Here is a 26,147-nt window from a genome sequence, read left to right as displayed (position 1 = left end):
CTAAAGATCCAGATTTCTTGCGAACGAGCGCATGAGGAAGAACGCGAGAATATTGGCAAGGACGATGGCAACAAGACCAGCAACAGAGGCGCCGCCCACATCGTATTCGAGTAGTGCATAGCGATAGATCAGGAACGAGAGATTCGTTGACGCGAAGCCCGGACCTCCCGAAGTCGTGACGTAAATCTCAGCAAAGATACCAAGCAGAAAAATAGTCTCGATCATGACAGTCGCGGAGATGGCTCGGCCAAGATGAGGAAGAAGGATGTAACGGAAGATGGCGACAGGTCCAGCGCCATCCATACGCGCGGCCTCCTTGCGTTCGGAATCGAGCGACTGTACCGACGTAAGGAGCGTAAGCACAGCAAACGGAAGCCACTGCCAGGAGACGATGATGATGATAGAGGTGAGCGGCGCAACGGCAAACCAGTCAATCGGCTTCAGACCCACAGACCGCATCAGGAAGGCGATAAAGCCGTAGTCAGGATGCATCATCATGTTCTTCCAGATAAGTGCGCTCACCGTCGGCATGATAAAGAAGGGAGCAAGAACGAGAACGCGAGCGATACCCCGACCAAAGAACACCTGATCGTAGAGCACGGCAAGCAGGGTACCGAGGCCGACGGTGATGACGAGAACCGAGGCGACAAGCAGCACGGTATTACCGATGGCCATCGCCAGGCTCGGATCGCTGAGGAGATAGCGATAGTTGCCAAAGCCATCGAAGCCGGTACGATCCGGCTCCATCAGGTTGTAACGTCGGAACGAAAACCACAGCGTCATCAGGAGCGGAATCACCGACCAGATGAAGAGCGAGACGATGGCGGGCAGCTTCAGCGCTGATCTTGAAAGTGTCTCTCGGCGGGACATCGTACGTTCACGTGTGGTGATCATTAGTGAAGAAGTCCGGTATGGCGTTCAACTCGCTCCGTGGCAAGCTGTGCTTTGTGGAGAGCCTCATCGACGGACATACTGCCGACCAGGGCGGCCGCTATCAGTTGTCCGACCTGATTGCCAATCGTCGGGAACGAAGGAATCACGATGCATTGGATCCCGGTATACGGCACCGGCTTCTCGGTCGGGTGAAGTGGATCGGCAGCCATAATGGAGTGATACGTTAGTTCGGCGAATGGCGCACTCGCGAGATACTGCGGCAGCTGATAGGTCGATTCGCGGGTGCCCGGCGGAATGGCTGCCCATCCGTTCGTCTGCGCGACGAGCTGAATGTACTCCTTGGAGGTAGCCCACTCGATGAACTTGAGAGCGGCTTCGGAGTGCTTCGAAGACGAGGGTACACCCAGCGCCCAGAACCAGAGCCACTGCGAGCCGTGCGGAGTGACACCGATCGGTGCGGGCGCAAATCCCACGGTAGAGGCGACCTTTGATTGTCTTGCATCGGAGAGCGTACCCGCCGCTACGGTGGCGTCGATCCACATGGCGCATCGACCGTTCTCAAACAGGGTAAGGGACTCGTTGAAGCCGTTGGAACTGCTGCCGGGCGGCCCGTATTTCTGCAGAAGATTAATGTAGAACGAGACGGCGGTGTGCCACTCGGGCGAGTCAAACTGCGGCCGCCACGCCTCGTCGAACCAACGTCCACCGAAGGTGTTGGCGACGGTAGAGATGTAGGCCATATTCTCACCCCAGCCCGGCTTACCGCGGAGACAGATGCCGGAAAGATCGTGGACAGGGTCGTTGAGAGTGCGCGCGAATCGGGCGATATCCTCGTAAGTGGGTTGGGCAGGCATCGTCAGACCGGCCCGACGAAAAAGATCTTTGCGGTAATAGGTCAGAGAACTCTCAGCGTAAAACGGAAGCGCATAAAGGTGGCCTGAGTCGGATGCGCCGTCGCGGATAGGCTTGAGAAGATCGTTGAGATCATAGCCCGGCGACAGCTTACCTTCGAGCGGTAGAAGCCAGCCGCGCCTGCCCCAGATCGGTGCCTCCAGGGGACCGATCGTGACAACATCGAACTGGCCTCCATGGGCAGCGGCATCGGTCGTCGTTTTCTCGCGAAGGATCTTCTCTTCGAGGATGACCCAGTCAAGATGGATATCGGGATGCTGCTGCTCAAACTGCTTTGCAAGCCGCTGCATGACGATCATGTCGCCGTTATTAACGGTGGCGATCGTGATGGTCGTCTGGGCACAAAGTTGAGACCCGGCCAGAAGAATCAAAGTGAACGCGGTGATCAATTTTTCTAGAACCACAGACTTTCCGGAACTGCCATTAGTGTTCTGCTGGTACCTACTAGGATGCGTGCTGAATGGGCAGATCAAAATGGTTGCTACCCGGCTTGAGAGTGAGCGTCTGCCCGTTCCAGTGCAATGCCCCTGTAAGCCCTGCAGGAAGCTTTATCTCCGCTGTGACCCTGCCTGCGGTTACCGTGTACACGGCTGAGATCTCTCCGCGCGGCGAGGGATAGGCGACCTCCAGATGGTGCAGCGGGCCAAGCCCCGGCGTAATGTCGACCGATGCAAAATCGGGTGTTGCCGGCGTAATCCCGGCGACCGTTGTGAGGAGATCGATATTGGGGTGAGCGCTCCACGCATGCGAATCGGACCGTGTGGGTTCGGGCTGCTCGGCCCAGGTCGTCAGTCCGTTGCTCAGCATGGTTCGCCAGGGACCTACAGTCTCCAGATAGCGATTGCCAAGTCCGGCGTGCACCAGCGCGCGGGTCAGGTAGAAACGAAAGTAGCTTGAGGCAGGAGACATCTCCTTCGGGAGCGGACGACTGGCATGGAAGGCCGGGTCCGTCGCCGAGTAGATTCTCGTAATGACATCCGCTTGTTGAGGACGGGGAACGACATCGAGCCAGACAGCCAGCGCATTTGCCTGTTGGCTGAAGTGCTGCTTCTCGGACGTGTCGGCAATGAGCTGCTCGGTCGGCGACCAGAAGCGATCGTAGATGGTCTTCTGGACGCGGCCAGCTTCCGCGGCGTCCTCCTGCCCTAAAGCGGCGTCCCCCAGCGTCCGTTCCAGGTCCGCCGCGTTGCGCAGCGCCTCAAGGTAGAAGAGGCTGCCGGCGGCGCTTACACCGTCAGCGGTCGAAGGAGAGTCGCCGCCGCGAAAGCCGGTCGCCCAGTCGACAAAGAGCCACCAGTCTTTGAGCGCTGGCAGACCATCCGGACTGAGGCGTTGGCGGAAATAACTCAGCTCGCTTCGGATGGCAGGGATCTGCTTACGAACGAAGGCTGGATCATTACGGTAGTACCAGAAGTCGTGAACCATACCGATCCACAGGAGAGAGAAGTTCTGGATTACCTGGAGGTGTCGCGAAGGATAGCGGCTCTGCGTGATGCCTTCGGGCAGAAGAGAGTCGTGAAAGGCTTCGATAGCCTGCCGTGCGAGCCGGTCGTCTCCAGCATTGGTGTAGGAGATGAGAGCCTGGATCCTTGTATCCCCGACATACTGGAGACGTTCCCAATAGGGAGTGTCCATGTAGGCGTCATGGGCGCAGAGGCGGGCAGTACGCCAACCGACGTCCCAGATATCCGTAAGGCTAGGATCATCGCTCGCGAATGTTGCCCGGTGCTCGAAGGGGAATGCGGTGAAGGCCGCCGTGAAACTGTCGAGATGCAGCGGTTGGTCCGCTGTCTGAACGTCAATTTCAAGATAGCGCCAGGTGCGCCAGTCGAGCGGAGTAAAGGTTCTTCCAGATGCCCCATCCGGCAACAGTTCGTCAGAGATGCCGATTAGGTGCTTCCCTTCAATCTGATTCCTATTGCCCTTCTCGCCCTTGTCATCAACCAGAGCCTCGGCATACCTCATCCTGACGTGCGAACCGTTGCCGCCCGACACAGTCAGCGACGGAAACGCCGTGGTCAGTGTTTCGTGATCAAGCAGCAGGGTGGCATGAGTGTTGGCGGCGATCTCGATGGGCGCTGCGGGAAACTGTGATGAGCCCAACGTGCCTGAGGAGCGGACAAGGCGACCGGCGGAGTCAGGGGCATACTCCATCGTGGGAAGTTGATCGGAGATGAGCAGCCAATAGTTATCTCCGATGTCGACACCTCGAAGGGCTGCTCGCCTAAGCGAGACGGCGGGTCGCCACGACGATGCAGAAGCAGGTATCGCGGGATCGCTCCAACTCCAGTCCAGGGCATGCGCGTCAAGCCTCTCTGCAGCAGAGGCGACGTAGTAGGCTTTGCCAAGATCATAGTGGTTGGGCAGGAAGGTGAAGCCAGGATCGCGAAGGGCCAGCCATGAGGTATTGGTAGCAGCGGCGGCCTCAGCAGGCGAGTCAGGGTCGAGCACGAAGCCAAGCTGTGAACTGATCTGGCGAATGGGTGCGAGATCACCGAGATTCCAGACTGTAGCGGCTAGAAGATTGCTGCCGACGTGCAGTACAGGTGCGAGATCGTAGGTCTCATAGCGCCAGTGTTGGACGTCGCCGATCGATGGCCCCGTGCCGATTCGCTTGCCATTAACGAAAAGCAGGAACTGATTGTCGGCCGAGACGTGGACGATAAAGTGAGCAGGAACCTGGGTGAGAACTAGTTCCTTGCGCAAACGCAGAACAGCGGGATCGTGCGCAGGAGCCCCGTCAGCGGTAATCCACTGCGCTGTAAAGCTGTGCGGAGACGTAGTCTGCCCTTGAGCGGCTATCGAACAAGCTGCAATTGCGCTAAGAAGCAGAGTGAGGGCCTGGCGCATGTGGAGCATTACAGTAGGCACAAGGATCGTTGTCAAATATGTGACCTTTCAAGAGATCTGACTGAGAACAACAAGAACATTCCGATGCGCCCGAACGCGGGCTGCCAGCTCGCTTGGAAGCTGTATCTGCGATCCATCCGTGGATGGGTTATAGCTGCCTCCCCCCAGAATCGTCTTGCATTCACTTCGAACAAGCGTAGGCTCTTCGAAATTCGGCCCCCAGGCCTGAGGTATACTTGCGGGCAATCCGAAAAAGATCCCAAATGAGGCTTCCTGATGTACTTGATGCGATTCTGCCTGGCAATTATGTTGCTGGCACCCCTCTCTGCCCAGCAGTCGGCTCCACCCAAGAAGCTCGACTCCTTTGACCTCCAGCGCGCTCATCTCATCCTCCGGCAAGCCAATGACGAAGTACGGAAGAACTACTATGACACCACCTTCCACGCAGTGGATCTGGAGAAGACCTACCAGGCCTTCGACACTCGACTAAACGCATCGCAGTCTGTCAATGAAACCTTCCGCGTCATCGCCGCCTTCTTGCTTAACCTCCACGACTCACACACGTTCTTCAGCCCACCGCTCCGAGCCAATCGATCCACGCCTGGATTTTCCCTGGAGATCATCGGCGAGAAGTGCTTCGTCACCCGCATACGTCCCGGCACCGATGCCGCCACAAAACTCCACGTCGGGGATCAGGTCCTCGCCCTCAACAACTTCAAAGTCACCCCGTCAGACTTCCACGATATGGAGTACTTCATCCAGGTGCTCTCCCCTGCCCCCAGTGAAACTCTCGACCTTCTCAGCCCCAACGGCGACCTGCGCAAGGAGACTGTGGCCGCCACACTCCGCACCGGAAAATTGATTACAGATCTGCAGGACGGCGGCGAGTATTGGAAGTTAGTACGCCAGGGCGAAGAGGATGACCATCTCAGTCGTTCCCGGTATCTCGAATCCGGCGACACGCTCGTCTGGCGCATGCCCAGCTTCGAAGTTGACCCGACTGATCTGAACCGGATCTTCAGCAAGGCTCAGAAACATAAGAACCTGATTATCGATCTACGCGGCAACTCCGGTGGCTACGTCGATACGCTGAAAGAGATGCTCAGTCATTTCTTTGACCACGAAATCAAGCTTGGCGACATTGTCTCGCGCAAGGAAAGCAAGGCCGAGGTCGTCAAGCCTCACGCACCGTTTTACAACGGCAACGTAACTGTCCTGGTTGATCGCAATTCTGCCTCTGCTGCCGAACTGTTTGCACGTGTCATGCAGCTTGAGAAACGAGGCAAGGTACTTGGGGATCGTTCTGCCGGCGCCGTCATGGAGGCTCGCACGTTCAACGAATCCGTCGGTGGCGACTACCGCACCTACTACGGCTTCTCCATTACATCGGCCAACATCCTCATGTCGGACGGTCGGAGCCTTGAAAACAGCGGCGTCACACCCGATCAGATCCTTCTCCCCACCGCAGCAGATCTCGCCTCTGCCAGGGATCCCGTCCTCGCCCGAGCCGCCGAACTCAATGAACTCAAACTTGATTCCGCCGAAGCCGGCAAGCTCTTTCTCTTCGAGTGGCCCACGCTTTGATCGAAGTGCGTAAGACAGCGGCCGCAATCACTTGCGGGACTTCTTGCTGTCATCCTGGTATTGGAAGACCTGCTCCAGCGGCACTCCAAATACACCAGCGATGCGAAACGCTGTCTCCAGGGAGGGCGAGTACTTGTCGCCCTCAATAGCAATGACGGTCTGCCGCGTCAGGTCGATCCGGTCCGCGAGTTGCTGCTGCGTCATCTCACATGCGCCACGGAGTTCGCGAACCTTATTCCGAATGCCCCCCACTAGATCAACCTCCGATAGCCCACAAGCTGCGTCACGATCTTGATGAGTTCAGAGATCACGACCATTCCCAGAAACACGTTCAAGAAATGCAGCCCCATGTGGTTCGGGCTGATCAGGCCCTTCACGGTATGGACCCAGAGCATACCCATTCCGACGAGAATCATACTCACAAGCGCGAAGTACGCATTGCGATAGCCAAGCCCTGCAATCTGCCGATCACGCTCGTCTGTAATGCGGCTGCGTGAAGCAATGGCGATCACGGATTGCAGGACGATCTGCGCAACGACCAGCAGGATGATCGTTCCCACGATATGCGTGAGCGTTGTCGCGTGGTGCATCACATAGATAAGGTACGGAATGTAGACGAGCAGATCTGCGGCGAGTGTGCCGTAGAGCAGTTTTTCTTGATACGAAAGTGTTGACATCGCTCAACTCCATGTAAGAAATTTTTGACATGAAGAAATGTAGATGTTTCTCGAACTGATGTCAAATATATTTGACAAAACGAGCATTTGTCACGCGGATCGCCACGGCCTCATCGACCTTCCGTCTGGCATAGGGATACAGACCTGGTCCCCCTCTCCTAACCTCCAGGAAAGTATCCTTTCTACCTCGCTCACTCCCCAGGTTCTTTAATACGGAGGTGTGGGGATTTTTTGCTAAAGCAGATCAACCCTCGAGCTTGCCTCAAAGCAAACTCCGCGGGAACCGTAGCTTGAGTGGCTACATTGCCCGCTCGATCATGCCACGAGTCGAATCGAGAAACATTCCCAAGCCGCCGCTAGACTGCTGTGCCAATTATTCAACTCATATTCGATGCTGCCGCGCCTGTCCCCTCGGGTGGACATACCGTCAAGCCGCGCTACCACGGGTAGGTGCCATCTTTATGGAAAAAGCCGCCAGTCGGGCTGTCGTCGGGCTGTTGCGCAAAGCGAACGATGGCGATCGCGCCCTCTTCGATGGTCTGGGTGCCGGTGTTGCCGTTGAGGTCTGTTGCGGTAAAGCCGGGGCAGATGGAGTTGACTTTTATCTTCGTGTCACGCAACTCCCATGCGAGGTTTGCGGTGAACATATTCAGCGCGGCTTTAGACGCGTTATAGCCGAGAGGTTTGACGGCGTAGAAGGGTGAAGTCGCATCGCTGTTGAGCCCGACGGAACCGAGGCCGCTGGAGACGTTAACGATGCGTGCGCTTTCGGCGGCGCGAAGCAACATCAGAAGAGGCTGCGTAAACTCGACGGTGCCAAAGAAGTTGGTGGCGAAGGTGCGCTTCAACGCGTCGATGGACACGGTGCTTGCCGGGCCGTCGCCGCCAGTGAGATCGAAAGCACCCGCGTTGTTGATAAGAACGTCAAGGTGACCGAACTCCTTCTGGATCTGCCCCGCCAGTGCAGTAGCTGTCTCACCCGCACGATCAAGGTCTGCAATCACAGGGCGAACGTCAGAGCCCTCAGCACGAAGCTTTGCCGCGGCTGCTTCGCCACGTGAGGCGTCGCGTGCGCCAAGTAGAACGATAAATCCGGAGCGTCCAAGTTGACGGGCTACTTCAAAACCAATGCCTTTATTTGCACCTGTGATCAGAACAACCTTCGCCATGTGTAACTCCTTCATCTTGATTCTCAGGATTTAGACGCAGGCGGGAAGAGGAGGATTCTGAGTCTCGAAAGAAACCAGAGAGTTGTCCATAAAGAAGGCGCGCTGATCCATTCATGGACGAGATAGAGGTGTTCCATCTCTACCTCTCAATACCTCAGCAAGCGCCCACCTTGTGCACAGTAGGACATCGAAATGCGAGCGGTCCAGCTATCGAATTCTCAGTGTGCTTTGGTTGTAGCAGAGTGCAGAATAAGCATCGTTTCGTACGTCTAGCCTCTTGACAGAGAAGCATGAATCACTAAAAAGTAGCGCAGGAATTGCCGAGGCGCTCTGACTCCAGACTCACTGTCGACATCTGGCATCAAGGAGCCAGGCCTGCAAAGCATCAGCCACTCACTCATTTCACAGAGTTGTTCAGGAGTGCGCGCCCTGTAGCAATTTGCATTGCCATATAGGCGAAGAAGAAGCACACAGGGTAGGTGCCTCTTCTCTATAGTGCCCTTCAATCTGGTACTGTCGTTGGTTTGCCTTCTAAGTGCCCTCGAATCTTGCTCAAAAGCCACCAAACACTTGATTCTTTGGAGCGGGAGACCGGGATCGAACCGGCGACATCCACCTTGGGAAGGTGGCGTTCTGCCACTGAACTACTCCCGCGCGACTCCCGTAGTGTATCAAAGCTTAGACCAGCCCTGACAAGACCAAACAGACGGTATCATCATGGTTGAACGATATGCCAGAGACCCCGACACCAAGCCCCTTCGCGCACTGGATGCTTCGCGAGATCCACGAGCAGCCCGCCACCCTCGCCGCTACCTTCGACCGCTTCGTCGCCGGTGGCCGCTTTCACCCCGAAATCTGCGCTCCCATCCAGACCTGGCTCGCTGCAACCAGGGGCGAGATTGTCATCACGGCCAGCGGCTCCAGCCGCCACGCTGGCATGGTCGCCGAGCTGTTGATCGAGGATCTCAGCGGGATCGCCGTCGACGTTGAGTACGCCAGCGAGTACTGCTACCGCAACGAGAAGGCGCTTAAAAACGCGGCCATCCTCGTCGTCTCGCAATCCGGCGAGACCGCCGACACCCTTGCCGCACTCCGCAAGGCGAACGCCGCCGGTCACGCAACCCTCGCCGTCACCAACGTCGCCGCCTCCACCATGGCACGCGAGGCCACCGCATCCTTCCCTACGGAGGCTGGACGCGAGCGGGCTATCCCGGCAACCAAGAGCTTTACCGCGCAGCTCCTCGTATTGAACCTGCTCGCCCTCATGGCCGCGGAGTCGCAGGATTCACTCGAGCCTGAAGCGATCGCCCTGCGACTGCAGGAGCTTGCGACAGTACCCGACACCATCGCGGCGCAGCTCGCCGCTTGGGAGACGACCGTCCGCGACATCGCCGCCGCATATGGCGACGCCCAAAGCTTCCTCTTTCTGGGCCGCGGCGTCCACTACCCCATCGCCCGGGAAGGCGCGTTGAAGCTCAAGGAATCCGCCTACCTCCACGCCGAGGGCTATCCCAGCGGCGAGCTGAAGCACGGCCCCAATGCGCTCGTCGGTGAAGGCACACCCCTCGTCATGATCGCCACGGTCGACCACAACGACCCCGACTCCGTGCAGCGCTACGAGAAGATCGTCCAGCTCATGCGCGATATGCGCGAGCAGGGCGCAAACATCCTCGCCGTCGCCAATGATGGAGACGAAACCGTTGCCTCACTCGCCACCCATACCATCCCGGTCCTCCCCGCGCCCGAGGCCGTGCTCGTCATCAGCGAAATCGTTCCGCTCCAGATGTTTGCCTACTTCATGGCCATCAACAACGGCATCGACGTCGACCATCCCCGCAACCTCGTCAAGGCCGTCGTCCAGGAGTAGCCGAGCATGGCATTTTTTCTAGCCGTCGACGCCGGCGGCACCAAGGCTGACTTCCTGCTGGCCGACGAGACCACCGAACTCGCCCGCGTACGCACCGGCACCATCAAGCGGATGCGCGCCGACGCAGCCACCGTCCAGCGCAACCTCGATAACGCGCTCGACAGCCTCACCTTGCTCTCCGGCGTGTCGATGGATGCCATCACCCGCACCTGCATCGGCACAGCAGGCGAAAGCGTACCGCTCGTCACCGACTGGCTTAACTCAGCCTTCAAAGCGAAGATTTCCGGCGAGCTCCTGCTCCTCGGCGACGTCGAAATCGCGCTCGATGCCGCCTTCCAGGGCGGACCCGGCGTTCTCGTCCTCGCTGGCACAGGCTCAAACGTCGCCGGCCGTTATCAGGATGGCCGACTCACCACCGCCGGGGGCTGGGGTCCGGCCATCGCCGATCAAGGCTCCGGCCATCGGATCGGCCACGAGGGTGTTCGCGCTGCCTTTCTCGCCATGGACGAAGGTCGTCCTACCCTGCTCCGAACCGCCATCATGGACTTCTGGCAGATCGGCTCGCTCGAACTTCTCATCGAGTACGCAAACAGCATCCCCGCACCCGACTTCTCCCGCCTCGCAGAGATTGTCCTTGCCTGCGCAGAGCAGGGCGACCCAATCGCGCTGGCCGTACTGCGCAAGGAGGGCGTCGACCTCGCTTACCTGGCCGGCCTGATCGCGAAGCGCCTCCAAAGCGCCTCGCACGATAAGGACTGGGTACCATCGGTAGCCTTCGCCGGAAGCATCCTCGAAAAGGTAGCACCGGTCCGGGAAGCCCTTGTCGACGCCCTCCACCAGGAGTTCCCCACACTCATCGCCCTGCCAGGCGTAGTCGACCCCATCGCCGGTGCCCTATGGCGCGCCCGCACCCACCGCCAAACGCCTTAATCAGACAAGCCCGCACCCTCTAGCTCGATCTTTTGTTCTTGTTTCTGCTCTTGTTTTCTAATTGTCATTCCCGAAGGGAACCTGCGTCTGCACTAATCGGCCTCATCCGCACTGATCCGTGTCAGGCCCTCCTTCCCCACCCCAAAACACTGTCATCCTGAGTGAAGTCGAAGGACCTGCGGTTGCCCTTGCGTTCTAGTTCTCCTTCCCAAAAGGAACTGCATCATCCGTCCTTATCCGTTCATCCGCACTGATCCGTGTTAAGCCTTCCTCTCCACAACCACAAAGCTCACGGCTAAGGCGTCCGGTACAACCGCAACTCTCGAATATGCGCCTCACTCGAACTGGCAATGATCCGGAGCCGCACCTTCGTAGCCGTCACCGCTGGAAACGAATCAACCTTCTTGTGACCTATCGCATAGCTCCGCGCAACGGTCTTCCACGTCCCGCCTTCCATGGCGTCAATGGCATACTCCTGCACATGCTGACCATCGTTCAGCCACTCCATCGTCTCCGCACGATCGAACGTCACCGGCTTCGCAAACGCCACCTCAAGCGTCGACGCATGGGACCCCGCGGGCGCCGACCAGAAGGTATCCGGATCGTCGTCAAACGCATTCTTCGCATTCGCATCGAGCGTCAAATGTTGCTTCGCCAGATCGTTCGCATGCATCTTGCGCACCGCATCACCGAACTCAGCCAGCCGACGCACATCCGCGTCCGGCAGCAGTCCGCGGCTATCTGGCGCAAGTCCCAGCATCAACTGACCGCCGCGCCCGACCGACTCCTCATACGTCTTCACCAACTCATCGACGCTCTTCAGCGTAGCCTCGTCATTCGGATGCCAGAACCAATGCAGCTTGTGCAGCGGCGTGTCCACCTCCACCGGCCGCCATCGCAGATAGCCGTGCCGATCGATCACATTCCAATTCTGGAACGGGATCGTGCCCGCCTCATTCCCTACCCACCGGATATCGCCGTACTCAAAGAGCGCCGTATCTGCGAACACCTGCACATTCGGCTGGCTCACCCGCAGCTCTTCGATAATCTTTTTGAAGTCATAGACGTGGCCGCCGCTTCCCGCGCCATCCAGCCAGAACTCCGTCAGGTTGCCGTAGTTGGAAGAAAGCTCATCCAGGAGCGCCAGGTAATACTTGTCGTACGCAGCCGCATCGCTATAACGCGGATCGTGCCGATCCCACGGCGAGAGGTACACGCCAAAGCCCAGGCCATACTTCTTTGCGGCGTCCGACGTTTCGCGGATCAGGTCGCCCTTGCCGCCCTTCCACGGGCTGTTCTTGATGCTGTAATCCGTCTGCCCCGTCGGCCAAAGAGCAAATCCGTCATGGTGCTTGGCGACCATGACCACGTACTTTGCACCAGCCGCCTTCGCCGCCTTTACCCACTGCTCCGGGTCGGCCTGTGTCGGGTTGAAGACCTTCGGATCAGCGGTCCCATCGCCCCACTCCCGATCGAGAAACGTGTTCGTCCCAAAGTGGATGATGACCCCGAACTCAAGGTCCTGCCACTCGGACGTCTGCGGTGACGGCTTCACCTCTGAAAAGTTCTGCCCCTGGCAGAGCGATGCCCCGGCAATCAAAGACAGCACCATCGCTAAACGGCATATCGAACCTGATCTCACACACACTCCCTGGAAATTGCAGATTCTCCAGTTGTACGCGGTAGGCGGCATCGGAACAAATTACACTGCCGAAGTTTTTTTGGAGGTTCTGGTGGTGGATGCAGTCTGGAGCGAACTCGTCTCTGGCCGAATCACCTGCTAACAGGGATGTTTATAGAGATTTCAAGCAATTCTAAGTTGAATCGCAAAGCTCGCGGCACTGAAGTTGTTCAGATCGCTGAGTTTACGGCTTAACTAATGAGATATGCGAACAGGAAATGAACAGGAGCCGAACAGAAGGAGATCTGTTCTCGGTGGCTTCGTCGCGGCTAATTGAGGTGTCTGCAGGCGACGACATTCAACTCTATTGAGCGGCGCCTACCTGGCTGCAGCTCTCAAGGTGAGTCGAGGTCGTTAGTAGCATACATCTATGGCCAAGACCAAAAGCAAAATGTTGGCATATGCATATGACGCCGCGGTTATGGAAGATCTAGGAGAAGCGAGAAAAAAGAGATCGCTTATTCATATCGAACTCAAGATCGGTACGACGAAGCAGCTTTCCGATCATTTGAGTAACTTCGAGTATAAAGAACACGTCCAGGATTTTGTTTAGGAGCTGCCATGAAGAAGGTTGCCGATCAGATTCCCGCGTACACCTACGGAACGCCTGTTGTAGAAACCTCTCCCGTGTCACTCGATGAGTTGCAGGCTCTAAAGGTCTCCGTAGGTTTTACCGACGAGGACGAGCGTTACCTTCGCCTCGCCGGCGAAGTCCTCGATGGACAAACAAAGCAAATTGTCGCTCACTGGCGCAGCGGTATTATCGCCAGCATTCCGAATCTTGCGCGCCACTCGCGCACGCCGGAAGGCGAACCCAACCCCGAGTACCTTACCAAAAGCAACCTTCGCTTCGAGCAATGGATCCTGGACACGTGCCTTCGACCCTACGATCGGGATTGGCTGAACTATCAGCAGGAAATCGCGCTGCGGCACACGAGCGTCAAGAAGAATCAATCAGACGGGGTAGCATCAACCCCACATGTTCCGTTCCGAGATGTCGTGGCGTTCACCGCTGTCCTCATCGACACCATCAAGCCCTACCTCGCCAGCAAAGGTCACAGCGATGACGATGTTGCGGGCATGCACCTCGCCTGGACGCGGTCGCTCCAAATGCAAATCGCTCTCTGGACCAAACCCTACATGGATCTCGCGAAGACAAGCAACGAATGGTAATTACAGGAGGAAGCATGACACCTACAGTCACAGGATCGAACGTCACTCCGGAAGAGTACGACCTCGTGGTCATCGGCAGCGGCGAAGGATCGAAGTTCCTCGCCTGGACACTTGCCAGGCAGGGTCAACGCGTGGCCATGGTCGAACGCAAGTGGATTGGCGGTTCCTGCCCCAACATCGCCTGTCTTCCCAGCAAGAACATTATCCATAGCGCCAAGGTTGCGTCGTACTTCGCGCGAGCCGCCGAATTCGGCATTGCAAGCAAGGGCTACACCATCGACATGGCAGCCGTTACAGGTCGCAAGCGCAAAATGGTCAAAGAACTCGTCGACATTCACGTTCGCGTTTACGAAACTACCGGTGTCGAGCTGATTCTTGGCCAAGGCTACTTCATCGGCCCACAACTGCTGCAGGTAGACTTGCCGGACGGTACCAGGCGTCAGTTGCACGGCAAGAAGGTCGTCATTGGTACTGGCACGCGAGCATCCGTAGAAGATATTCCCGGCCTTGCTACAGCCAACCCTCTCACGCACGTTGAAGCACTCGAGCTCGATACGCTCCCTCAGCATCTGCTTATTTTGGGCGGCGGGTACATCGGCCTTGAATTCGCACAGGCCATGCGCCGCCTTGGTAGTAAAGTCTCCATACTCGAACGAAACGCAAACCTGCTGCATCGTGAAGACCCGGACGTCAGTGCCGGACTTGAAACGCTCTTTCGTGAGGAAGGCGTCGATCTTGTGCTCAATGCGACCGTTGAAGGCGTCTCTGGTGTATCGGGTCAATCCGTCACCATCACGTACAAGCAGGACGGACAAACAAAAGCCATCGAAGCAACCCACATTCTCGTCGCTACAGGGCGTACTCCGAATACCGATGGCATTGGCTTGGAGCTTGCAGGAGTCGAACTCACTGCCAGCGGGCACATCAAGGTAAACGAGAAGCTTGAAACCACAGCTCCGGGAGTATGGGCGAATGGCGAAGTCGCCGGCAGCCCGCAGTTCACCCACATTGCCTTTGACGACTTCCGCATTCTCCGCGATAACTTTGCCGGTGGTAACCGCGTCACCACCGGCAGACAGGTTCCCTTCGCCTTGTTCACCGATCCAGAAGTGGCGCACATCGGACTGAGTGAGACAGAAGCAAAGAAAAAGAACATCGCCTATCGCCTGTTCAAAATCCCGATGGCCGCAGATCTTCGCACACGCACCCTGTCGGAAACCCGCGGATTCATGAAGGCTCTGGTAGCCGAGGACGACGGCATACTCGGCTTTACCGTCTTTGGAGTTGATGGAGGCGAGATCATGTCTGCCGTTCAGATCGCAATGATCGGCCACCTGCCATACACGGCCTTGCGCGATGCCATTCTCACGCACCCCACATTGATGGAAGGCCTGATCGTCTTGTTTTCTTCTATGCCGACGACCGTTGCTGCCAAATAGCCTGTCAGGATGAACGCTGAGGAAAGACGTGAGAGAGGAGAAACAATACTATGGGCCCACGAACGGCGACAAACAGGCGTCAGTTCCTCAGCATTGCAGCAATGGTGGCGACCTCAGCAATCGCGCCTGGCTTCCTGCGGGCGCAGAACCGTTCGGCAATCAAGGCAGTCGCATTCGATGCATTCGCAATCTTCGATTCCCGTTCTGTATTCCAGCTCGCAGAGCAACTCTTCCCAGGCCGCGGGTCGGAGCTAAGCAACAATTGGCGCACACGACAATTTGAATACACGTGGCTGCGCAACTCCATGCATCGGTATGTGAACTTTTGGCAAGTCACGCAGGACTCGCTCAACTATGCGTCGAAACAAACTAAGGTAAGTATGGATTACGAACAGAACAAGCAACTGATGTCTGCTTTCCTGCAATTGAAGCCATGGCCCGACGTGGCTGATGCGATCGTAATGCTTCAGAAGCGCGGCCTTCGTCTGGCGCTCCTTTCGAATATGACGGTTTCAATGATGCAATCCTGCGTCAGAGGTTCCAGTCTCGAAAAGGTGTTTGAGTTTCAACTCAGCACCGATCGGGTACAGGCATTTAAGCCTGAGCCCAACACATACAATATGGCCATACAGGCCTTTCACTTGCAGAAGCATCAGATTGCTTTCGTCGCGTTCGGCGGCTGGGACGCTGCAGGCGCAAAAGCGTTCGGCTATCCGACGTACTGGGTCAACAGACTCGATACGCCACCCGAACAACTCGGCGCTGTAGCCGATTCGACCGGTCATGATCTATTGCCTCTGCCGGACTTCATCGATTCTTTATAAAGAAACTAAACGCAGGCCAGAGACTGCGACCTTGCAAGAGCCGACACAGAGGAAGACATGAAGACATATGTTGTAGAGAGCCCGAACAGCGCCTTTCGCGAAGTAAAGGTCCCAACGCCGCAGCCGTCTAGCGGTCAGGTGCTGGTGAAGATTCTCGCAAGCGGCGTCAACCCGCTCGATATAAAGATTCGCGCCGGCGAAGGCGGCCATGCCAGGCAGCCACTTCCAGCCGTGCTCGGTCTCGATATGGCTGGCGTGGTGGCCGAAGTCGGTGACGCCGTTACTGGTTTTCAGCCCGGCGACGAAGTCTTCGGCATGGTTGGTGGTGTTGGAGGTTTGCAAGGAACACTCGCGGAGTTCGTCGTCGCTGATGCCATGTCGCTTGCTCTTAAACCGAAAACACTCACTATGCAGCAATCGGCGGCCATGCCGCTTGTCACCATCACCGCATGGGAAGGTCTTATCGATCGCGCGAACGTTCACGCCGGGCAAAACGTTCTCATCCATGCTGGCGCAGGTGGCGTAGGCTACGCCGCAGTGCAGATCGCTCTTGCGCGAGGAGCAAAAGTATTTACCACTGTGTCCGACGACAAACGTTCCATTATTGAAGCGCTCGGTGCAATCGCAATCGACAGAAATGCATCGGTAAACGACTATGTTGCTGAGCACACGAGTGGCGAAGGTTTCGACATCGTATATGACACGCTCGGTGGTCCGGTGCTCGATGCATCATTCCTCGCAGTCAAACGTTACACCGGCCACGTCGTCAGTTGTCTCGGCTGGGGAACGCATGCGCTCGCACCACTGTCGTTTCGCGCAGCAACATACTCTGGCGTATTCACGCTGCTGCCGCTCTTATCAGGCTCCGGTCGCGCTAATCACGGACACATTCTCCAACAATCAGCTAAGTTCGCAGAGCAGGGTCAACTCAAGCCGCTGCTGGCCGAACAGCGGTTCGGAAAAGATATAGCTGCTGCTTACGACGCAGTTGGCAGAGGCAGCAAAGGAAAGGTGGTTCTTGAGCTCTAATACCCGGCACTTTGAACGCCGCAACTCATGGTAAACCGATAGATATCTGATTTTTGCCCTCTGCTACCATTCCTCAACGCCCATGTTCAAGGTCCAGAAGTTAGATCGATCAGCGAGGTCGGCGTGGATCCAATACGCACTGCTGACGATCGTCATGCTCCTTTCACTGATCTACACGTTTCATGGTGTAACTGCTACATGGGAACAGGTTTTTCATGGCACAACGATAGTTCAATTCCCGGCTAACTTCGGGCTTCAACTGAATCGCGTTGTCACCCTCAGCCCTGAAGCAAAATCAGCCGGTCTAACCTTGGGATCGCCCGTGGTCTCGGTCAACGGACGCTCGTTCACCGGGATGCGGGTGCTGATCGAGGAACTTCGCAACAGGCATCCAGGTGACCAGCTTACCGTAGGGTATCTTGCGCAAGACGGAATGCCTCGAACTGCACTACTTTCACTTGTTGCAGCCGACACAGGGAATCGATTGACGTGGTTTCACATCGTGACGCAGGATCTTCTACTGCGCATTCTCTTTCCAATCTGTTTTCTTACACTGGGGTGTTGGGTCGTCATCGCAAAGCCGCGCAACGGCAATGCATGGTTGCTGTTCGGCATCTTCGCTTACTTTCCCTCGTTATTCTTTCCGCCTGTCTATTGGCCGGGAATAGCGCTCTACATCAACCCTGTCTGGGCGGATGTGATCAGCATCGCCGGCCCGATTTGCATCATGCTGTTCGGAATCTATTTTCCAGAAAGAGCGGATTGGGACAAGCGCGCGCCATGGATTAAGTGGCTGATTTTGGGTCCACTTCTTCTGCTGTTTCCACTGGACCTCCTGTTTAGTGTTGGCTTCGTCTTCAGCTTCCATGCAATCTCGTGGCTGGCTTCGTGGATCGGACTCATCACCTGGGCTGAGACCACTCTGATCTTCATTGCCATTGGCACCTTCTTCGCGTCTGTTGCACGCAAAATTGGACTCAATACAAACCCGGATGCAAGGCGACGCTTGCGGGTGCTTTACTTCGGGTCTGCCGTTGCAAACACACCGATCGGACTGCTCCTGCTGTACGCCCTCGTTCACGGTTCGCAGATCGATGAAACCTTTCCACGCTGGCTCTATGGCGGAGCACTTGCAGTATTTGTACTTTTCCCTCTGACTCTTGCCTATGTAGTCATCGTGCAGCGTGCCATGGACGTGCGGATTCTTATTCGCCAGGGTACGAAGTATTTTTTTGCGCGCAACACAGTTCTAGTCGTAAGCATCTTGTTAGCCACATGGATGTCCTATTTCATAAATCGGTACTTCACTTCGCCGGGTCAGCACCGCGCCGCGGACCAGATGCGAATCGCCGCACTTGCAGGGGTCTTCCTGGGCTTTCGCTTCGTACTCTCAAAGCGACTCCAGCAGAGAATCGATCGGCGATTCTTTCGCGAAGCGTATTCCACGGAGCAATTGTTATCGGAACTTTCCGATGAAGCCCGTAGCTTTACCGAGGTAGGACCGCTGATTGACACCATCTCCTCGCGCATCGGCAGCACACTGCATATTGAACGAATCGCAGTGTTCTTACGCGTCGGCGACACGTTTGAACTCGCTCTTGCCACGGGCTGCGCGAGGCCGCCCGGCAAGACACTGTCACTCACTGCGAATTCGGCAACGATTTCGGCGTTGGCTCGTAGTAAGAGCCCTGCCATTGTCTATCGTGATGATCCCTCAAGTTGGCTGGTGGACGCCACAGATGAGGAGCGCTCTGCGCTTGCGGACCTTTCGACGGAGCTACTTGTTCCACTCCCTGGCCGAAACCGTCTCATCGGGGTCATGGCGCTCGGTCCGAAGAGTTCGGAAGAGCCTTACTCGCGGACCGACCGGCAGCTCCTGCAAACTGTAGCGTCGCAGACGGGGCTGGCACTCGAGAATGCTGAGCTTCTCGAAAACCTGACCGTGGAGATCTCACAGCGGGAACGTATCTCTCGCGAAATCGAGATCGCGCGAGAGGTACAGCAGCGTCTCTTTCCTCAGGTCTATCCTCATGTGGCCGGAATCGATCTTGCAGGCCACTGTAGGCCAGCTCAAGCCGTCGGTGGTGACTACTACGACTTCTTCCTGCTGCCCCCGAGAGTCCAAGCGCAACCTCGGCTGGCAATTGCCATCGGCGATATTTCAGGGAAGGGAATCTCGGCGGCGCTGCTGATGGCAAGCCTGCGAGCAAGCTTGCGCAGCATAGCTGCATTGCAGGCGGAGAGCGATTCTGCTGACCTGACCATGCTGATGCGGAGCGTCAACCGACTTGTCTTTGATTCTTCCACCGATAGCCGCTACGCAACCTTCTTCTACGCAGAGTATGACCCCGCGACCCGCTTGCTGACGTATGTGAATGCAGGGCATAATCCGCCGATCCTCTTGCGAGGAGATGTCACGATAGCTCTCGAGCCGACTGGCATGGTCATTGGTTTGATGCCCGATGCAGAGTACCAGCAAGTTACGATTCAACTCTGCGTCGGGGATACTTTGTTTGCGTACACTGATGGCATTTCAGAAGCAATGACCCATGACGAAGAGGAATGGGGCGAGAAGCGGATGATGTCCTGCGCTCAGCAATTTCTTTGCAGGCCAGGCAAATCAAAACCTGCGTCCTCGCTGCTCGACTGCATCTTCAGGACCGCAGATATGTTCACAGGCGGCGCACCACAACACGACGATATGACGCTGCTCGTCTGCTCGATTTCGTAGGATTCAGATACGAATAAGGAATGAACAGGCGCCAAACAGGAAGGAATCTGCTCTCGATGGCATCATGTCGCCGGAAATGCGCAATCCTTCACCAACGATAGCGGTTCGACTCCTTTGACCATCATGGACATCATGTACAGCTCCTACAATCTGTCGGGGGTGCGTTCTCCCAATGTTGAGGGAGTTTGCGCCTTGCGGTACGTAGGCTGGGACATGTTCTGTACGACCGATCGTTTGTCGAGGAACACCGGTTTTGGTTTTGGGATGTGGTCGCCGCCTTGAGTTTGCAAACGTAGCGTAGTTGAGCATTTGGCAAGTCTTTCAGGGAATGCGTCCCCGAATGCCCGAACTTAGCCCGCAAGGCGGCAAACTGGCCGATAAATTAAACGGAGATATTAAGTACAGCAGACTGATTGGTGGAGCTGAACGGGATCGAACCGTTGACCTCGTCGTTGCGAACGACGCGCTCTCCCAACTGAGCTACAGCCCCACACCATGCACTCGCCGCGAAGCCATCTCGCCCACGAAGCGCCACGGAAATGAACACTCTGAGTGTAGCAGCACAAACCGCTCCCACTCAACCAAACGTACCGCCCTGCCGCTGTCATTCCCGAAGCGAACCTGCGTGTTCCTCGTCCAAATCCGCAATCCACCCCGTCACCGAAGTCCCTGCCGCCAGTGGTTTTTCGACCACATGCCAAACCTCGCCATCTTCCACCACAACCCCCAGCACCGGCACCTCAAGTCGCGCTCCACTCGGAGCCACCGCATCAAGCCGCCCCGTACTCGCCGTCTCCGAAAAAGACGTAACGCTCAGCAGCATCTGCCACCGATGCCGTGCGCCCACCCGCGACTCCAGCCGTATATCCACCACCTCTGCCGCAAACTCCATCACCGCGCCAGCACCTGTTCCAGAAGCTCCATCTCCCGCGCGCTGCCCACCATAAATGGCGTCCGTTGGTGAATCCCCTCCGGCTTGATGTCGAGAATCCGCCCCGCCCCGCTGCTCGCCTTCCCACCCGCCTGCTCCGCGATAAACGCCAGCGGATTCGCCTCATACAGCAACCGCAGCTTACCCCCCGGCTGCTTTGCCGTAGGCGGATATAAGAAGATCCCACCCTTGAGCAGCGTCCGGTGAAAATCCGCCACAAGCGACCCGATATACCGCGAGCTGTAAGCCCCCTCGCTCCCACCTCGCAACAAGTCGACGTAGCTCCGATACTCCGCAGGCCACTGCGCCGCATTCGCCTCGTTGGTGCTGTAGTACGGCCCCTGCTGCGGCATCTGCATCCGCTCCGTCGTCAGCACAAACGCGCCAATCGTCGGATCGAGCGTAAAGCTGTGCACACCATTTCCCGTCGTATAGACCAGCACCGTCGACGGCCCATAGACCACATACCCCGCCGCAACCTGCTTGAACCCCGGCTGCAGAATCGACGCATCCAGGTCACCCTCCGGCTGTCGCTTGAGGATGCTGAAGATCGTCCCGACATTCACATTCACATCGATATTCGAAGACCCGTCCAGCGGGTCAAACACGACGATGTACTTCCCGTTCTCGCTGCTGCGGGCAAACGTCACCGGCTCCTCGTCCTCTTCGCTCACCAGCGCGGCCACCATATCGCGCACGCCAAGGCAGTGCAGCAGCGCCTCATTGGCGAAGACATCCAGCTTCTGCTGCGCCTCACCCTGCACATTCGTCTGCCCAAATGCACCCAGCACATCACTCAGACCAGCCGAGCGGATCTTCGCTTCGATCATCTTGCTCGCCAGCGTAATACCGCCAAGCAGGAGACTGAACGTCCCACTCGCCGCCGTAATATCCGCCTGCTGCTGCTGGATATGCTGCTGAACCGTCGTGATCATGATTCCTCTTTCTTGTCCCGTGATGCCGCGTAAGCTCTTCCAAAAACTCTAGCACCACTCCAATAACGGAGAGCAGCCGCTACAATTGCAACATTCCCGTCACTCCAGCAACATCCGAAAGAGCCCGATGACTCCTCTGCTCGACCGCCGTCGCTTCCTTCTCGCCTCCGCCGCAGTTGCCGCCATCCCCGCCGCCGCCCTTGAAGCCCAGCGCCCCACACCCTCTTCATCGGCCACGCCACTCCCGCCCGCCATCGCCGCCCTCAAAAGCCGTCGCGGCGAAGGCCAGCCCATCACCCTCGCCGAGCGCCAGCAGCGCTTCGACCGCGCCCGCCAGCTCATGCACGAACACAAGACCGGCGCCATCTGCATCACCGGGGGCACCTCGCTCGTCTACTTCACCGGCATCCGCTGGGGTCAGTCCGAGCGCCTCTTCGCCTTCATCCTCCCCGCCACCGGCGCACCGTTCATCGTCTGCCCCGTCTTCGAGGAGGACCGCGTCCGCGAGCGCCTTACCGACGTCCCCGACGGCGCCACCACCAAGATCTACACCTGGAACGAGGATGAAGATCCCTACGCCCTCACCGCCAAAGCCCTCCGCGAGTCCGGCGTCGCGACCGGCTCCCTCGGCATCGAGGAGCGCGTCCAGTTCGTCTTCGCCCAGCGCATCGGCGAGGCCTGCCCCGCGCTCAAAATCGTCAGTGCCATCCCCGTCGTCTCCGGTTGCCGCAGCATCAAGACCGCCCATGAATTGGCCCTCATGCAGATCGCCAACAACATCACCCTCTCGGTCTACGAGGCTGCCTTCAAGTCCGCCCAGCCCGGCATGACCAACCGCCAGTTCGTCGACCTCATCAACGCAGCCTACGCGCGCGTCGGCGTCCAGGGCGAGGCAAGCTGCCAGATCGGCGAATACTCCGCCCTGCCGCACGGTTCAGTCCAACCCCAAACCATCAAAGAAGGAGAGATCATCCTCATCGACGACGGCTGCTTCGTCGAGGGCTACCAGTCCGACATCTCTCGCTCCTTCGTCCTCGGCAAAGCCACTGACAAGCAGAAGAAAGTCTTCGACATCGTCCACAAAGCGCAGGCCGCCGCATTAGCCGCCGCCCGCCCCGGCGTCCAGTGCCAGGCCATCGACGCAGCCGCCCGCAAGGTCATCACCGACGCAGGCTTCGGGCCGGACTACGCCCACTTCACCCACCGCGTCGGCCACGGCATCGGCATGGACATGCACGAGTGGCCCTACCTCGTCCGCGGCAACACCCAACCCCTCGAAGCCGGCATGACCTTCTCCGACGAGCCCGGCCTCTACATCAAGGGCGAGTTCGGCGTCCGTCTCGAAGACGACTGGTACGTCACCCCCGACGGCGGCAAGATGTTCACCCCCCAAAGCCCTTCCCTCGAAGACCCCTTCGCCGCCGCCTAGGCACCTGCCTTTGCATTGCTTCTGTAGTTGTCATTCCCGAAAGGAAGCTGAGGCTTCCTCAAAGCAGACATTGCCAGTCGATCGCCTCGGCTAACGAGGCGACCGACTGAATCTGCATAACGTGGAACCTGCCGAGTGAGGCGATCGATTACCAAGGTTCTCCGTTGCCGAACGACCAATCCGAGCGGTCGACGAAGACCATGTTGATCATCACGTCATCCGGGCGGACGGAGAGCTTGCTCTTAAGCTCGTCAGCGATGTACCGGAAGAACGCAAGCTTGGATTCCTTATTGTTCCCGACAGTACTGGTTACCTGGATCAAGAGAAAATCTGGCGACCGATCCCATCCGAGAAACTTCGGATCGTAAATCAGATTGTCGGGGGAATGCTCGTTGATGACGATGAAGCGGTCACCATCCGGAGCCTTCAGCACATCGACGATGCCCTTGTAAACAATGTCGGCAACAGTGGCACGATACTCAGCGGTCTTTCCTTTAATCAGATCGATACGGGCGAATGGCATAAAAATCTCCTTTGGATCCTGCATGGTTGAGAAGGTCTGAAGAGAACGACTGGACCCAGAAAGCAGACTCAGCCAAATACTAAGGGCACCTTGCAAACTTACTACCTGCCACTTGGTAGGTATGCTGAATAGATACTACCTGCCACTTGGTAGATTCACTTAATTGGAATAATATTTCTTCAGACCTCTTAGTGGGACATCGGTCAGCGGGGCGACAGTGTGAGTACGGACTCAAGAGAGAAAATCCTGGCAGCCGCCAAACTGGTTGCGCAGGCACATGGCTATAACGGACTGAACTTTCGCGACCTCGCAGAGTTGGTCGGCATCCGGGCCGCGAGCATCTATCACCACTTCCCCAGCAAGGCCGTCCTCGCTGAGGCCGTCGCCAAACGCTATTGGGAGGACCACGCGGCCGCCCTGGAGGCTCTCCTTACAAAAGCCTCGACCCCAGTTCTTGCCCTGCGGCGATACCCTGAGACGTTTCGTTGGGCGCTTGAGAATGAGAATCGGATGTGCCTGAGCGGCTTCATGGCCGCCGAATATGACGATCTGCCGGAAGAGGTAAGGAAAGAGGTCCAGACCTTCGCTGACGTCAACGTCGCCTGGCTGAGTAAAGTTCTGTCGGCAGCAAATGTGGTGACCGGCAAGCAGATTGAGCCACGCGCCCGCGCCATCTACGCCGCCGTGGCCGGTGCTCAGCTTATGGCAAGAAGTCGATCCGACATAGCCCTCTTCGACGCCGTAATCAAGAGCTATCGCACAGCAGGCCTTCTGCCGGAGTAAATGCTTCCCTACCTCACACTCAAGGGCCGCAGGCGATCCCCGATGCCCCGCCCTCTGCAGGCACTGCCGCAAAGGGTGACCGTCGCGTTTGCCATCGGCACTGCATACTATGCCTTTAGAAGGCCAAGCCGCTGGAGACTCTCCGCTGTTGCCACAATGCAGTCTTCGTTGGAGCGTGGTGTCCAGTTGAGGATACGCTTTGCCTTGGCGTTCGTGAGGTTGCGGACGTTACCGAGTTCGGGTGCGATGAGTCGCAGGTCGGGCATGAATCTGGCCAGCAGACGTACGAGCCAGTCTGGCATCTCGCGGGTCGGGACGCGACGGGCGATGGGGCCAAGGCGTTTCTTCAGAATCATGGCCACGTCGATCAGCTTGATGACATCTCCAGCCACGGCAAGAAAGCGTTCGCCCTTGGCGGCCGGGCTGGTCATCGCCCGGATATGGAGGTCGGCTACGTCACGAACGTCTACGCCGCCAAACGAGATGCGTGGACAGACGGGAACGGCTCCATCGAGAAAACGCTGCACGATCTCGACTGAAGTCGCGTAGTCGGGGCCAAGTGCCGGACCGAAGATGCCGACGGGGTTAATGACGGAGAGTTCAAGGCCGTTGCCTTCGCTTGCGATGAAGTCCCAGGCCGCATGCTCAGCGATGGTCTTCGACTTGGCGTAAGCCGTAAGGCCAGAACCTTTCAGATCGGTCCAGTCGCGCTCATCGAAGGGTGCAGTGCGCGGCTTCTGACCGTAACCAATGGCGACAAAGGAAGACGTGAGAACAACTCTCTCAACACCAGCGTCGCGTGCAGCGCGGAGAATGCGCAGAGTACCCTCGCGCGCAGGAATGATGAGCTCGTCTTCGTGCTTCGGTGCCTTGGCCGGGAAAGGCGAGGCGACGTGGAGGACGAAGCGGCAGCCGGCTACGGCATCAGTCCATCCAGCGTCACCGGAAAGATCCGCTGCAACGAAGGAGAGAGCATCCTGACGCGGGGACCCGGCAACGTTCAGCATCCCCCGAACATCGGCTTCACGCTTTAAGGAACGGATAGTGGTGCGTACACGGTAACCTGCGCGAAGTAGTTGGTCGATACAGTGGGCGCCCACAAATCCGGAGCCGCCAGTGACGAGTACGAGATCTTCGTTCATAGTCACGAGTATACACAGCAGACCGAACGTTCACTCTGTTTTAGATTGCTTTGACCTGCGTCCATAAACTTTCAGCGATCTCCCGCAGGACGGCGGAGGATAGCTTGCGGGGCAGTCGGGCGAGGCGCTCGATAAGGCCGATGGTAATTTCCTGCATCACGTCAGCGGGCCATTCGTTTAAAACGCCCCCTTTGGAGTGGCTGGAGTAACGCTGCATAAATGCTGTGATCCGGGTGTCGGAGGCATTGAGTTCAGGTTGGCATGCAAACCCAGCGTTCTTGTATTGCTCCAGGAAGCGCATCTCCTTCTGGTGCTTGCGATAGAAGAGGTACATCCTTTCGCATCCTTGGACGAAGGCTTGCTGTGGGTCCATTTGAGGGCTGAACCCATCGAGAAAGCTGGCTATCTTAAGCGTATAAATCCGCTCGTACAGTGCCTGGATGATCTCTTCCTTACTGGCAAAATGGTGATAGATCAGGCCAGCACTGGTGCCGGAACGCTCAGCGATCAGCGACATCGGAGCTTCATGGAAACCGCGTTCCACAACGACGTCCAACATCGCGTCAAGAATGGCGTCGCGCTTGCTCGGTTTCGTTTTCGATGCCATGAGTCTATTGTTCCACGGCAAGCCGTAGAGAGACATC

General features: G+C 57.4%; 23 protein-coding genes and 2 tRNA genes. 11 read left to right on the top strand and 14 right to left on the bottom strand.

The genetic code is table 11. The features are described 5' to 3' along the window. From OHL20_RS12270 to OHL20_RS12260, 3 genes are read right to left on the bottom strand one after another with little or no spacing between them, the layout of a single operon-like run. Positions 1–870, bottom strand: coding sequence for a carbohydrate ABC transporter permease (locus tag OHL20_RS12270; protein WP_263383463.1), 870 nt, complete (start codon positions 868–870; stop codon positions 1–3). A gap of 23 nt (positions 871–893) precedes the next feature. Further along, entirely contained in the window at positions 894–2,210 is a 1,317-nt protein-coding gene (locus OHL20_RS12265) for an ABC transporter substrate-binding protein (RefSeq protein ID WP_263383462.1), read from the bottom strand. A gap of 40 nt (positions 2,211–2,250) precedes the next feature. After that, entirely contained in the window at positions 2,251–4,692 is a 2,442-nt protein-coding gene (locus OHL20_RS12260) for a glycoside hydrolase family 78 protein (protein ID WP_263383461.1), read from the bottom strand. 240 nt (positions 4,693–4,932) lie between these two features. Here OHL20_RS12260 and OHL20_RS12255 point away from each other — a divergent pair, with 240 nt between their 5' ends. Next, positions 4,933–6,240, top strand: coding sequence for a S41 family peptidase (locus OHL20_RS12255; RefSeq protein ID WP_263383460.1), 1,308 nt, complete (start codon positions 4,933–4,935; stop codon positions 6,238–6,240). A gap of 27 nt (positions 6,241–6,267) precedes the next feature. Here OHL20_RS12255 and OHL20_RS12250 read toward each other — a convergent pair whose 3' ends face one another. The 4 genes from OHL20_RS12250 to OHL20_RS12235 form a co-directional block, all read right to left on the bottom strand. Beyond that, the gene (locus tag OHL20_RS12250) at positions 6,268–6,492 is read right to left on the bottom strand and encodes a helix-turn-helix transcriptional regulator (protein ID WP_263383459.1); all 225 of its coding nucleotides are present in this window, start codon (positions 6,490–6,492) and stop codon (positions 6,268–6,270) included. Beyond that, positions 6,492–6,917, bottom strand: coding sequence for a hypothetical protein (locus OHL20_RS12245; RefSeq protein ID WP_263383458.1), 426 nt, complete (start codon positions 6,915–6,917; stop codon positions 6,492–6,494). The genes OHL20_RS12250 and OHL20_RS12245 overlap by 1 nt, the downstream gene beginning before the upstream one ends. A 437-nt stretch (positions 6,918–7,354) precedes the next feature. Then, positions 7,355–8,086 (bottom strand): SDR family oxidoreductase, encoded by a 732-nt coding sequence (locus tag OHL20_RS12240; protein WP_263383457.1) that lies wholly within the window; start codon positions 8,084–8,086, stop codon positions 7,355–7,357. Positions 8,087–8,665: 579 nt separating this feature from the next. Beyond that, positions 8,666–8,740, bottom strand: a tRNA-Gly gene (locus OHL20_RS12235). 76 nt (positions 8,741–8,816) lie between these two features. Between OHL20_RS12235 and OHL20_RS12230 the strand changes: the two genes are divergently transcribed. Both OHL20_RS12230 and OHL20_RS12225 read left to right on the top strand, forming a co-directional pair. After that, positions 8,817–9,953, top strand: a complete 1,137-nt coding sequence (locus OHL20_RS12230) for an SIS domain-containing protein (RefSeq protein ID WP_263383456.1) — start codon at positions 8,817–8,819, stop codon at positions 9,951–9,953. A 6-nt stretch (positions 9,954–9,959) separates the two neighbouring features. Further along, the gene (locus OHL20_RS12225) at positions 9,960–10,883 is read left to right on the top strand and encodes an N-acetylglucosamine kinase (RefSeq protein ID WP_263383455.1); all 924 of its coding nucleotides are present in this window, start codon (positions 9,960–9,962) and stop codon (positions 10,881–10,883) included. Positions 10,884–11,178: 295 nt separating this feature from the next. Here the strand turns inward: OHL20_RS12225 and OHL20_RS12220 are convergent, their stop codons facing one another. Continuing rightward, positions 11,179–12,495 carry an alpha-L-fucosidase gene (locus tag OHL20_RS12220; RefSeq protein ID WP_263383454.1) on the bottom strand — a complete coding sequence of 439 codons (1,317 nt, stop codon included), beginning with the start codon at positions 12,493–12,495 and terminating at the stop codon, positions 11,179–11,181. Positions 12,496–12,934: 439 nt separating this feature from the next. Between OHL20_RS12220 and OHL20_RS12215 the strand changes: the two genes are divergently transcribed. The 6 genes from OHL20_RS12215 (at position 12,935) to OHL20_RS12190 (ending at position 19,760) form a co-directional block, all read left to right on the top strand. Continuing rightward, entirely contained in the window at positions 12,935–13,117 is a 183-nt protein-coding gene (locus tag OHL20_RS12215) for a hypothetical protein (protein ID WP_263383453.1), read from the top strand. A gap of 8 nt (positions 13,118–13,125) precedes the next feature. Then, positions 13,126–13,737 (top strand): protoglobin domain-containing protein, encoded by a 612-nt coding sequence (locus OHL20_RS12210; protein WP_263383452.1) that lies wholly within the window; start codon positions 13,126–13,128, stop codon positions 13,735–13,737. A 14-nt stretch (positions 13,738–13,751) separates the two neighbouring features. Further along, a complete protein-coding gene (locus tag OHL20_RS12205) occupies positions 13,752–15,176 on the top strand; it encodes an FAD-dependent oxidoreductase (protein WP_263383451.1) in 1,425 nt (474 codons plus the stop codon). Positions 15,177–15,226: 50 nt separating this feature from the next. Further along, positions 15,227–16,000, top strand: a complete 774-nt coding sequence (locus OHL20_RS12200) for a haloacid dehalogenase type II (RefSeq protein WP_263383450.1) — start codon at positions 15,227–15,229, stop codon at positions 15,998–16,000. A gap of 57 nt (positions 16,001–16,057) precedes the next feature. Next, positions 16,058–17,029: a zinc-dependent alcohol dehydrogenase family protein gene (locus OHL20_RS12195; RefSeq protein WP_263383449.1), complete on the top strand. Its 972-nt coding sequence runs from the start codon at positions 16,058–16,060 to the stop codon at positions 17,027–17,029. A gap of 154 nt (positions 17,030–17,183) precedes the next feature. Further along, on the top strand, positions 17,184–19,760 hold the full coding sequence (locus OHL20_RS12190; protein WP_263383448.1) for a SpoIIE family protein phosphatase: 2,577 nt from the start codon (positions 17,184–17,186) through the stop codon (positions 19,758–19,760). A gap of 414 nt (positions 19,761–20,174) precedes the next feature. Here the strand turns inward: OHL20_RS12190 and OHL20_RS12185 are convergent. From OHL20_RS12185 to fbp, 3 genes are all read right to left on the bottom strand, one after another. Continuing rightward, a tRNA-Ala gene (locus tag OHL20_RS12185) sits at positions 20,175–20,250 on the bottom strand. Positions 20,251–20,364: 114 nt separating this feature from the next. Further along, the gene (locus OHL20_RS12180; RefSeq protein WP_263385005.1) at positions 20,365–20,652 is read right to left on the bottom strand and encodes a hypothetical protein; all 288 of its coding nucleotides are present in this window, start codon (positions 20,650–20,652) and stop codon (positions 20,365–20,367) included. After that, positions 20,652–21,626, bottom strand: a complete 975-nt coding sequence (fbp, locus tag OHL20_RS12175; protein ID WP_263383447.1) for a class 1 fructose-bisphosphatase — start codon at positions 21,624–21,626, stop codon at positions 20,652–20,654. The genes OHL20_RS12180 and fbp overlap by 1 nt, the downstream gene beginning before the upstream one ends. A gap of 127 nt (positions 21,627–21,753) precedes the next feature. On the opposite strand from fbp, the gene OHL20_RS12170 reads away from it, so the two are divergent. After that, positions 21,754–23,055, top strand: a complete 1,302-nt coding sequence (locus OHL20_RS12170) for a M24 family metallopeptidase (protein WP_263383446.1) — start codon at positions 21,754–21,756, stop codon at positions 23,053–23,055. A gap of 148 nt (positions 23,056–23,203) precedes the next feature. Here OHL20_RS12170 and OHL20_RS12165 read toward each other — a convergent pair whose 3' ends face one another. After that, entirely contained in the window at positions 23,204–23,578 is a 375-nt protein-coding gene (locus OHL20_RS12165; protein ID WP_263383445.1) for a tautomerase family protein, read from the bottom strand. 219 nt (positions 23,579–23,797) lie between these two features. Between OHL20_RS12165 and OHL20_RS12160 the strand changes: the two genes are divergently transcribed. After that, complete coding sequence (locus OHL20_RS12160) at positions 23,798–24,361, top strand: TetR/AcrR family transcriptional regulator (protein WP_263383444.1); 564 nt, start codon at positions 23,798–23,800, stop codon at positions 24,359–24,361. Positions 24,362–24,468: 107 nt separating this feature from the next. Here the strand turns inward: OHL20_RS12160 and OHL20_RS12155 are convergent, their stop codons facing one another. Both OHL20_RS12155 and OHL20_RS12150 read right to left on the bottom strand, forming a co-directional pair. Then, complete coding sequence (locus tag OHL20_RS12155) at positions 24,469–25,503, bottom strand: SDR family oxidoreductase (protein WP_263383443.1); 1,035 nt, start codon at positions 25,501–25,503, stop codon at positions 24,469–24,471. 40 nt (positions 25,504–25,543) lie between these two features. Beyond that, entirely contained in the window at positions 25,544–26,110 is a 567-nt protein-coding gene (locus OHL20_RS12150; protein ID WP_263383442.1) for a TetR/AcrR family transcriptional regulator, read from the bottom strand. Positions 26,111–26,147 lie beyond the last annotated feature (37 nt).

It is taken from the genome of Granulicella arctica (assembly GCF_025685605.1).
Taxonomy (GTDB): domain Bacteria; phylum Acidobacteriota; class Terriglobia; order Terriglobales; family Acidobacteriaceae; genus Edaphobacter; species Edaphobacter arcticus.
Note: the sequence above shows the minus strand (reverse complement) of the source record. Positions and strands in the feature narration are given on the sequence as shown.

Coding starts and splice junctions, on each gene's coding strand:
- OHL20_RS12270 (WP_263383463.1), bottom strand. CDS start 870: ATGTCCCGCCGAGAGACACTTTCAAGATCAGCGCTGAAGCTGCCCGCC.
- OHL20_RS12255 (WP_263383460.1), top strand. CDS start 4,933: ATGTACTTGATGCGATTCTGCCTGGCAATTATGTTGCTGGCACCCCTC.
- OHL20_RS12245 (WP_263383458.1), bottom strand. CDS start 6,917: ATGTCAACACTTTCGTATCAAGAAAAACTGCTCTACGGCACACTCGCC.
- OHL20_RS12240 (WP_263383457.1), bottom strand. CDS start 8,086: ATGGCGAAGGTTGTTCTGATCACAGGTGCAAATAAAGGCATTGGTTTT.
- OHL20_RS12230 (WP_263383456.1), top strand. CDS start 8,817: ATGCCAGAGACCCCGACACCAAGCCCCTTCGCGCACTGGATGCTTCGC.
- OHL20_RS12225 (WP_263383455.1), top strand. CDS start 9,960: ATGGCATTTTTTCTAGCCGTCGACGCCGGCGGCACCAAGGCTGACTTC.
- OHL20_RS12220 (WP_263383454.1), bottom strand. CDS start 12,495: ATGGTGCTGTCTTTGATTGCCGGGGCATCGCTCTGCCAGGGGCAGAAC.
- OHL20_RS12215 (WP_263383453.1), top strand. CDS start 12,935: ATGGCCAAGACCAAAAGCAAAATGTTGGCATATGCATATGACGCCGCG.
- OHL20_RS12210 (WP_263383452.1), top strand. CDS start 13,126: ATGAAGAAGGTTGCCGATCAGATTCCCGCGTACACCTACGGAACGCCT.
- OHL20_RS12205 (WP_263383451.1), top strand. CDS start 13,752: ATGACACCTACAGTCACAGGATCGAACGTCACTCCGGAAGAGTACGAC.
- OHL20_RS12200 (WP_263383450.1), top strand. CDS start 15,227: ATGGGCCCACGAACGGCGACAAACAGGCGTCAGTTCCTCAGCATTGCA.
- OHL20_RS12195 (WP_263383449.1), top strand. CDS start 16,058: ATGAAGACATATGTTGTAGAGAGCCCGAACAGCGCCTTTCGCGAAGTA.
- OHL20_RS12190 (WP_263383448.1), top strand. CDS start 17,184: ATGCTCCTTTCACTGATCTACACGTTTCATGGTGTAACTGCTACATGG.
- OHL20_RS12180 (WP_263385005.1), bottom strand. CDS start 20,652: ATGGAGTTTGCGGCAGAGGTGGTGGATATACGGCTGGAGTCGCGGGTG.
- fbp (WP_263383447.1), bottom strand. CDS start 21,626: ATGATCACGACGGTTCAGCAGCATATCCAGCAGCAGCAGGCGGATATT.
- OHL20_RS12170 (WP_263383446.1), top strand. CDS start 21,754: ATGACTCCTCTGCTCGACCGCCGTCGCTTCCTTCTCGCCTCCGCCGCA.
- OHL20_RS12165 (WP_263383445.1), bottom strand. CDS start 23,578: ATGCCATTCGCCCGTATCGATCTGATTAAAGGAAAGACCGCTGAGTAT.
- OHL20_RS12155 (WP_263383443.1), bottom strand. CDS start 25,503: ATGAACGAAGATCTCGTACTCGTCACTGGCGGCTCCGGATTTGTGGGC.
- OHL20_RS12150 (WP_263383442.1), bottom strand. CDS start 26,110: ATGGCATCGAAAACGAAACCGAGCAAGCGCGACGCCATTCTTGACGCG.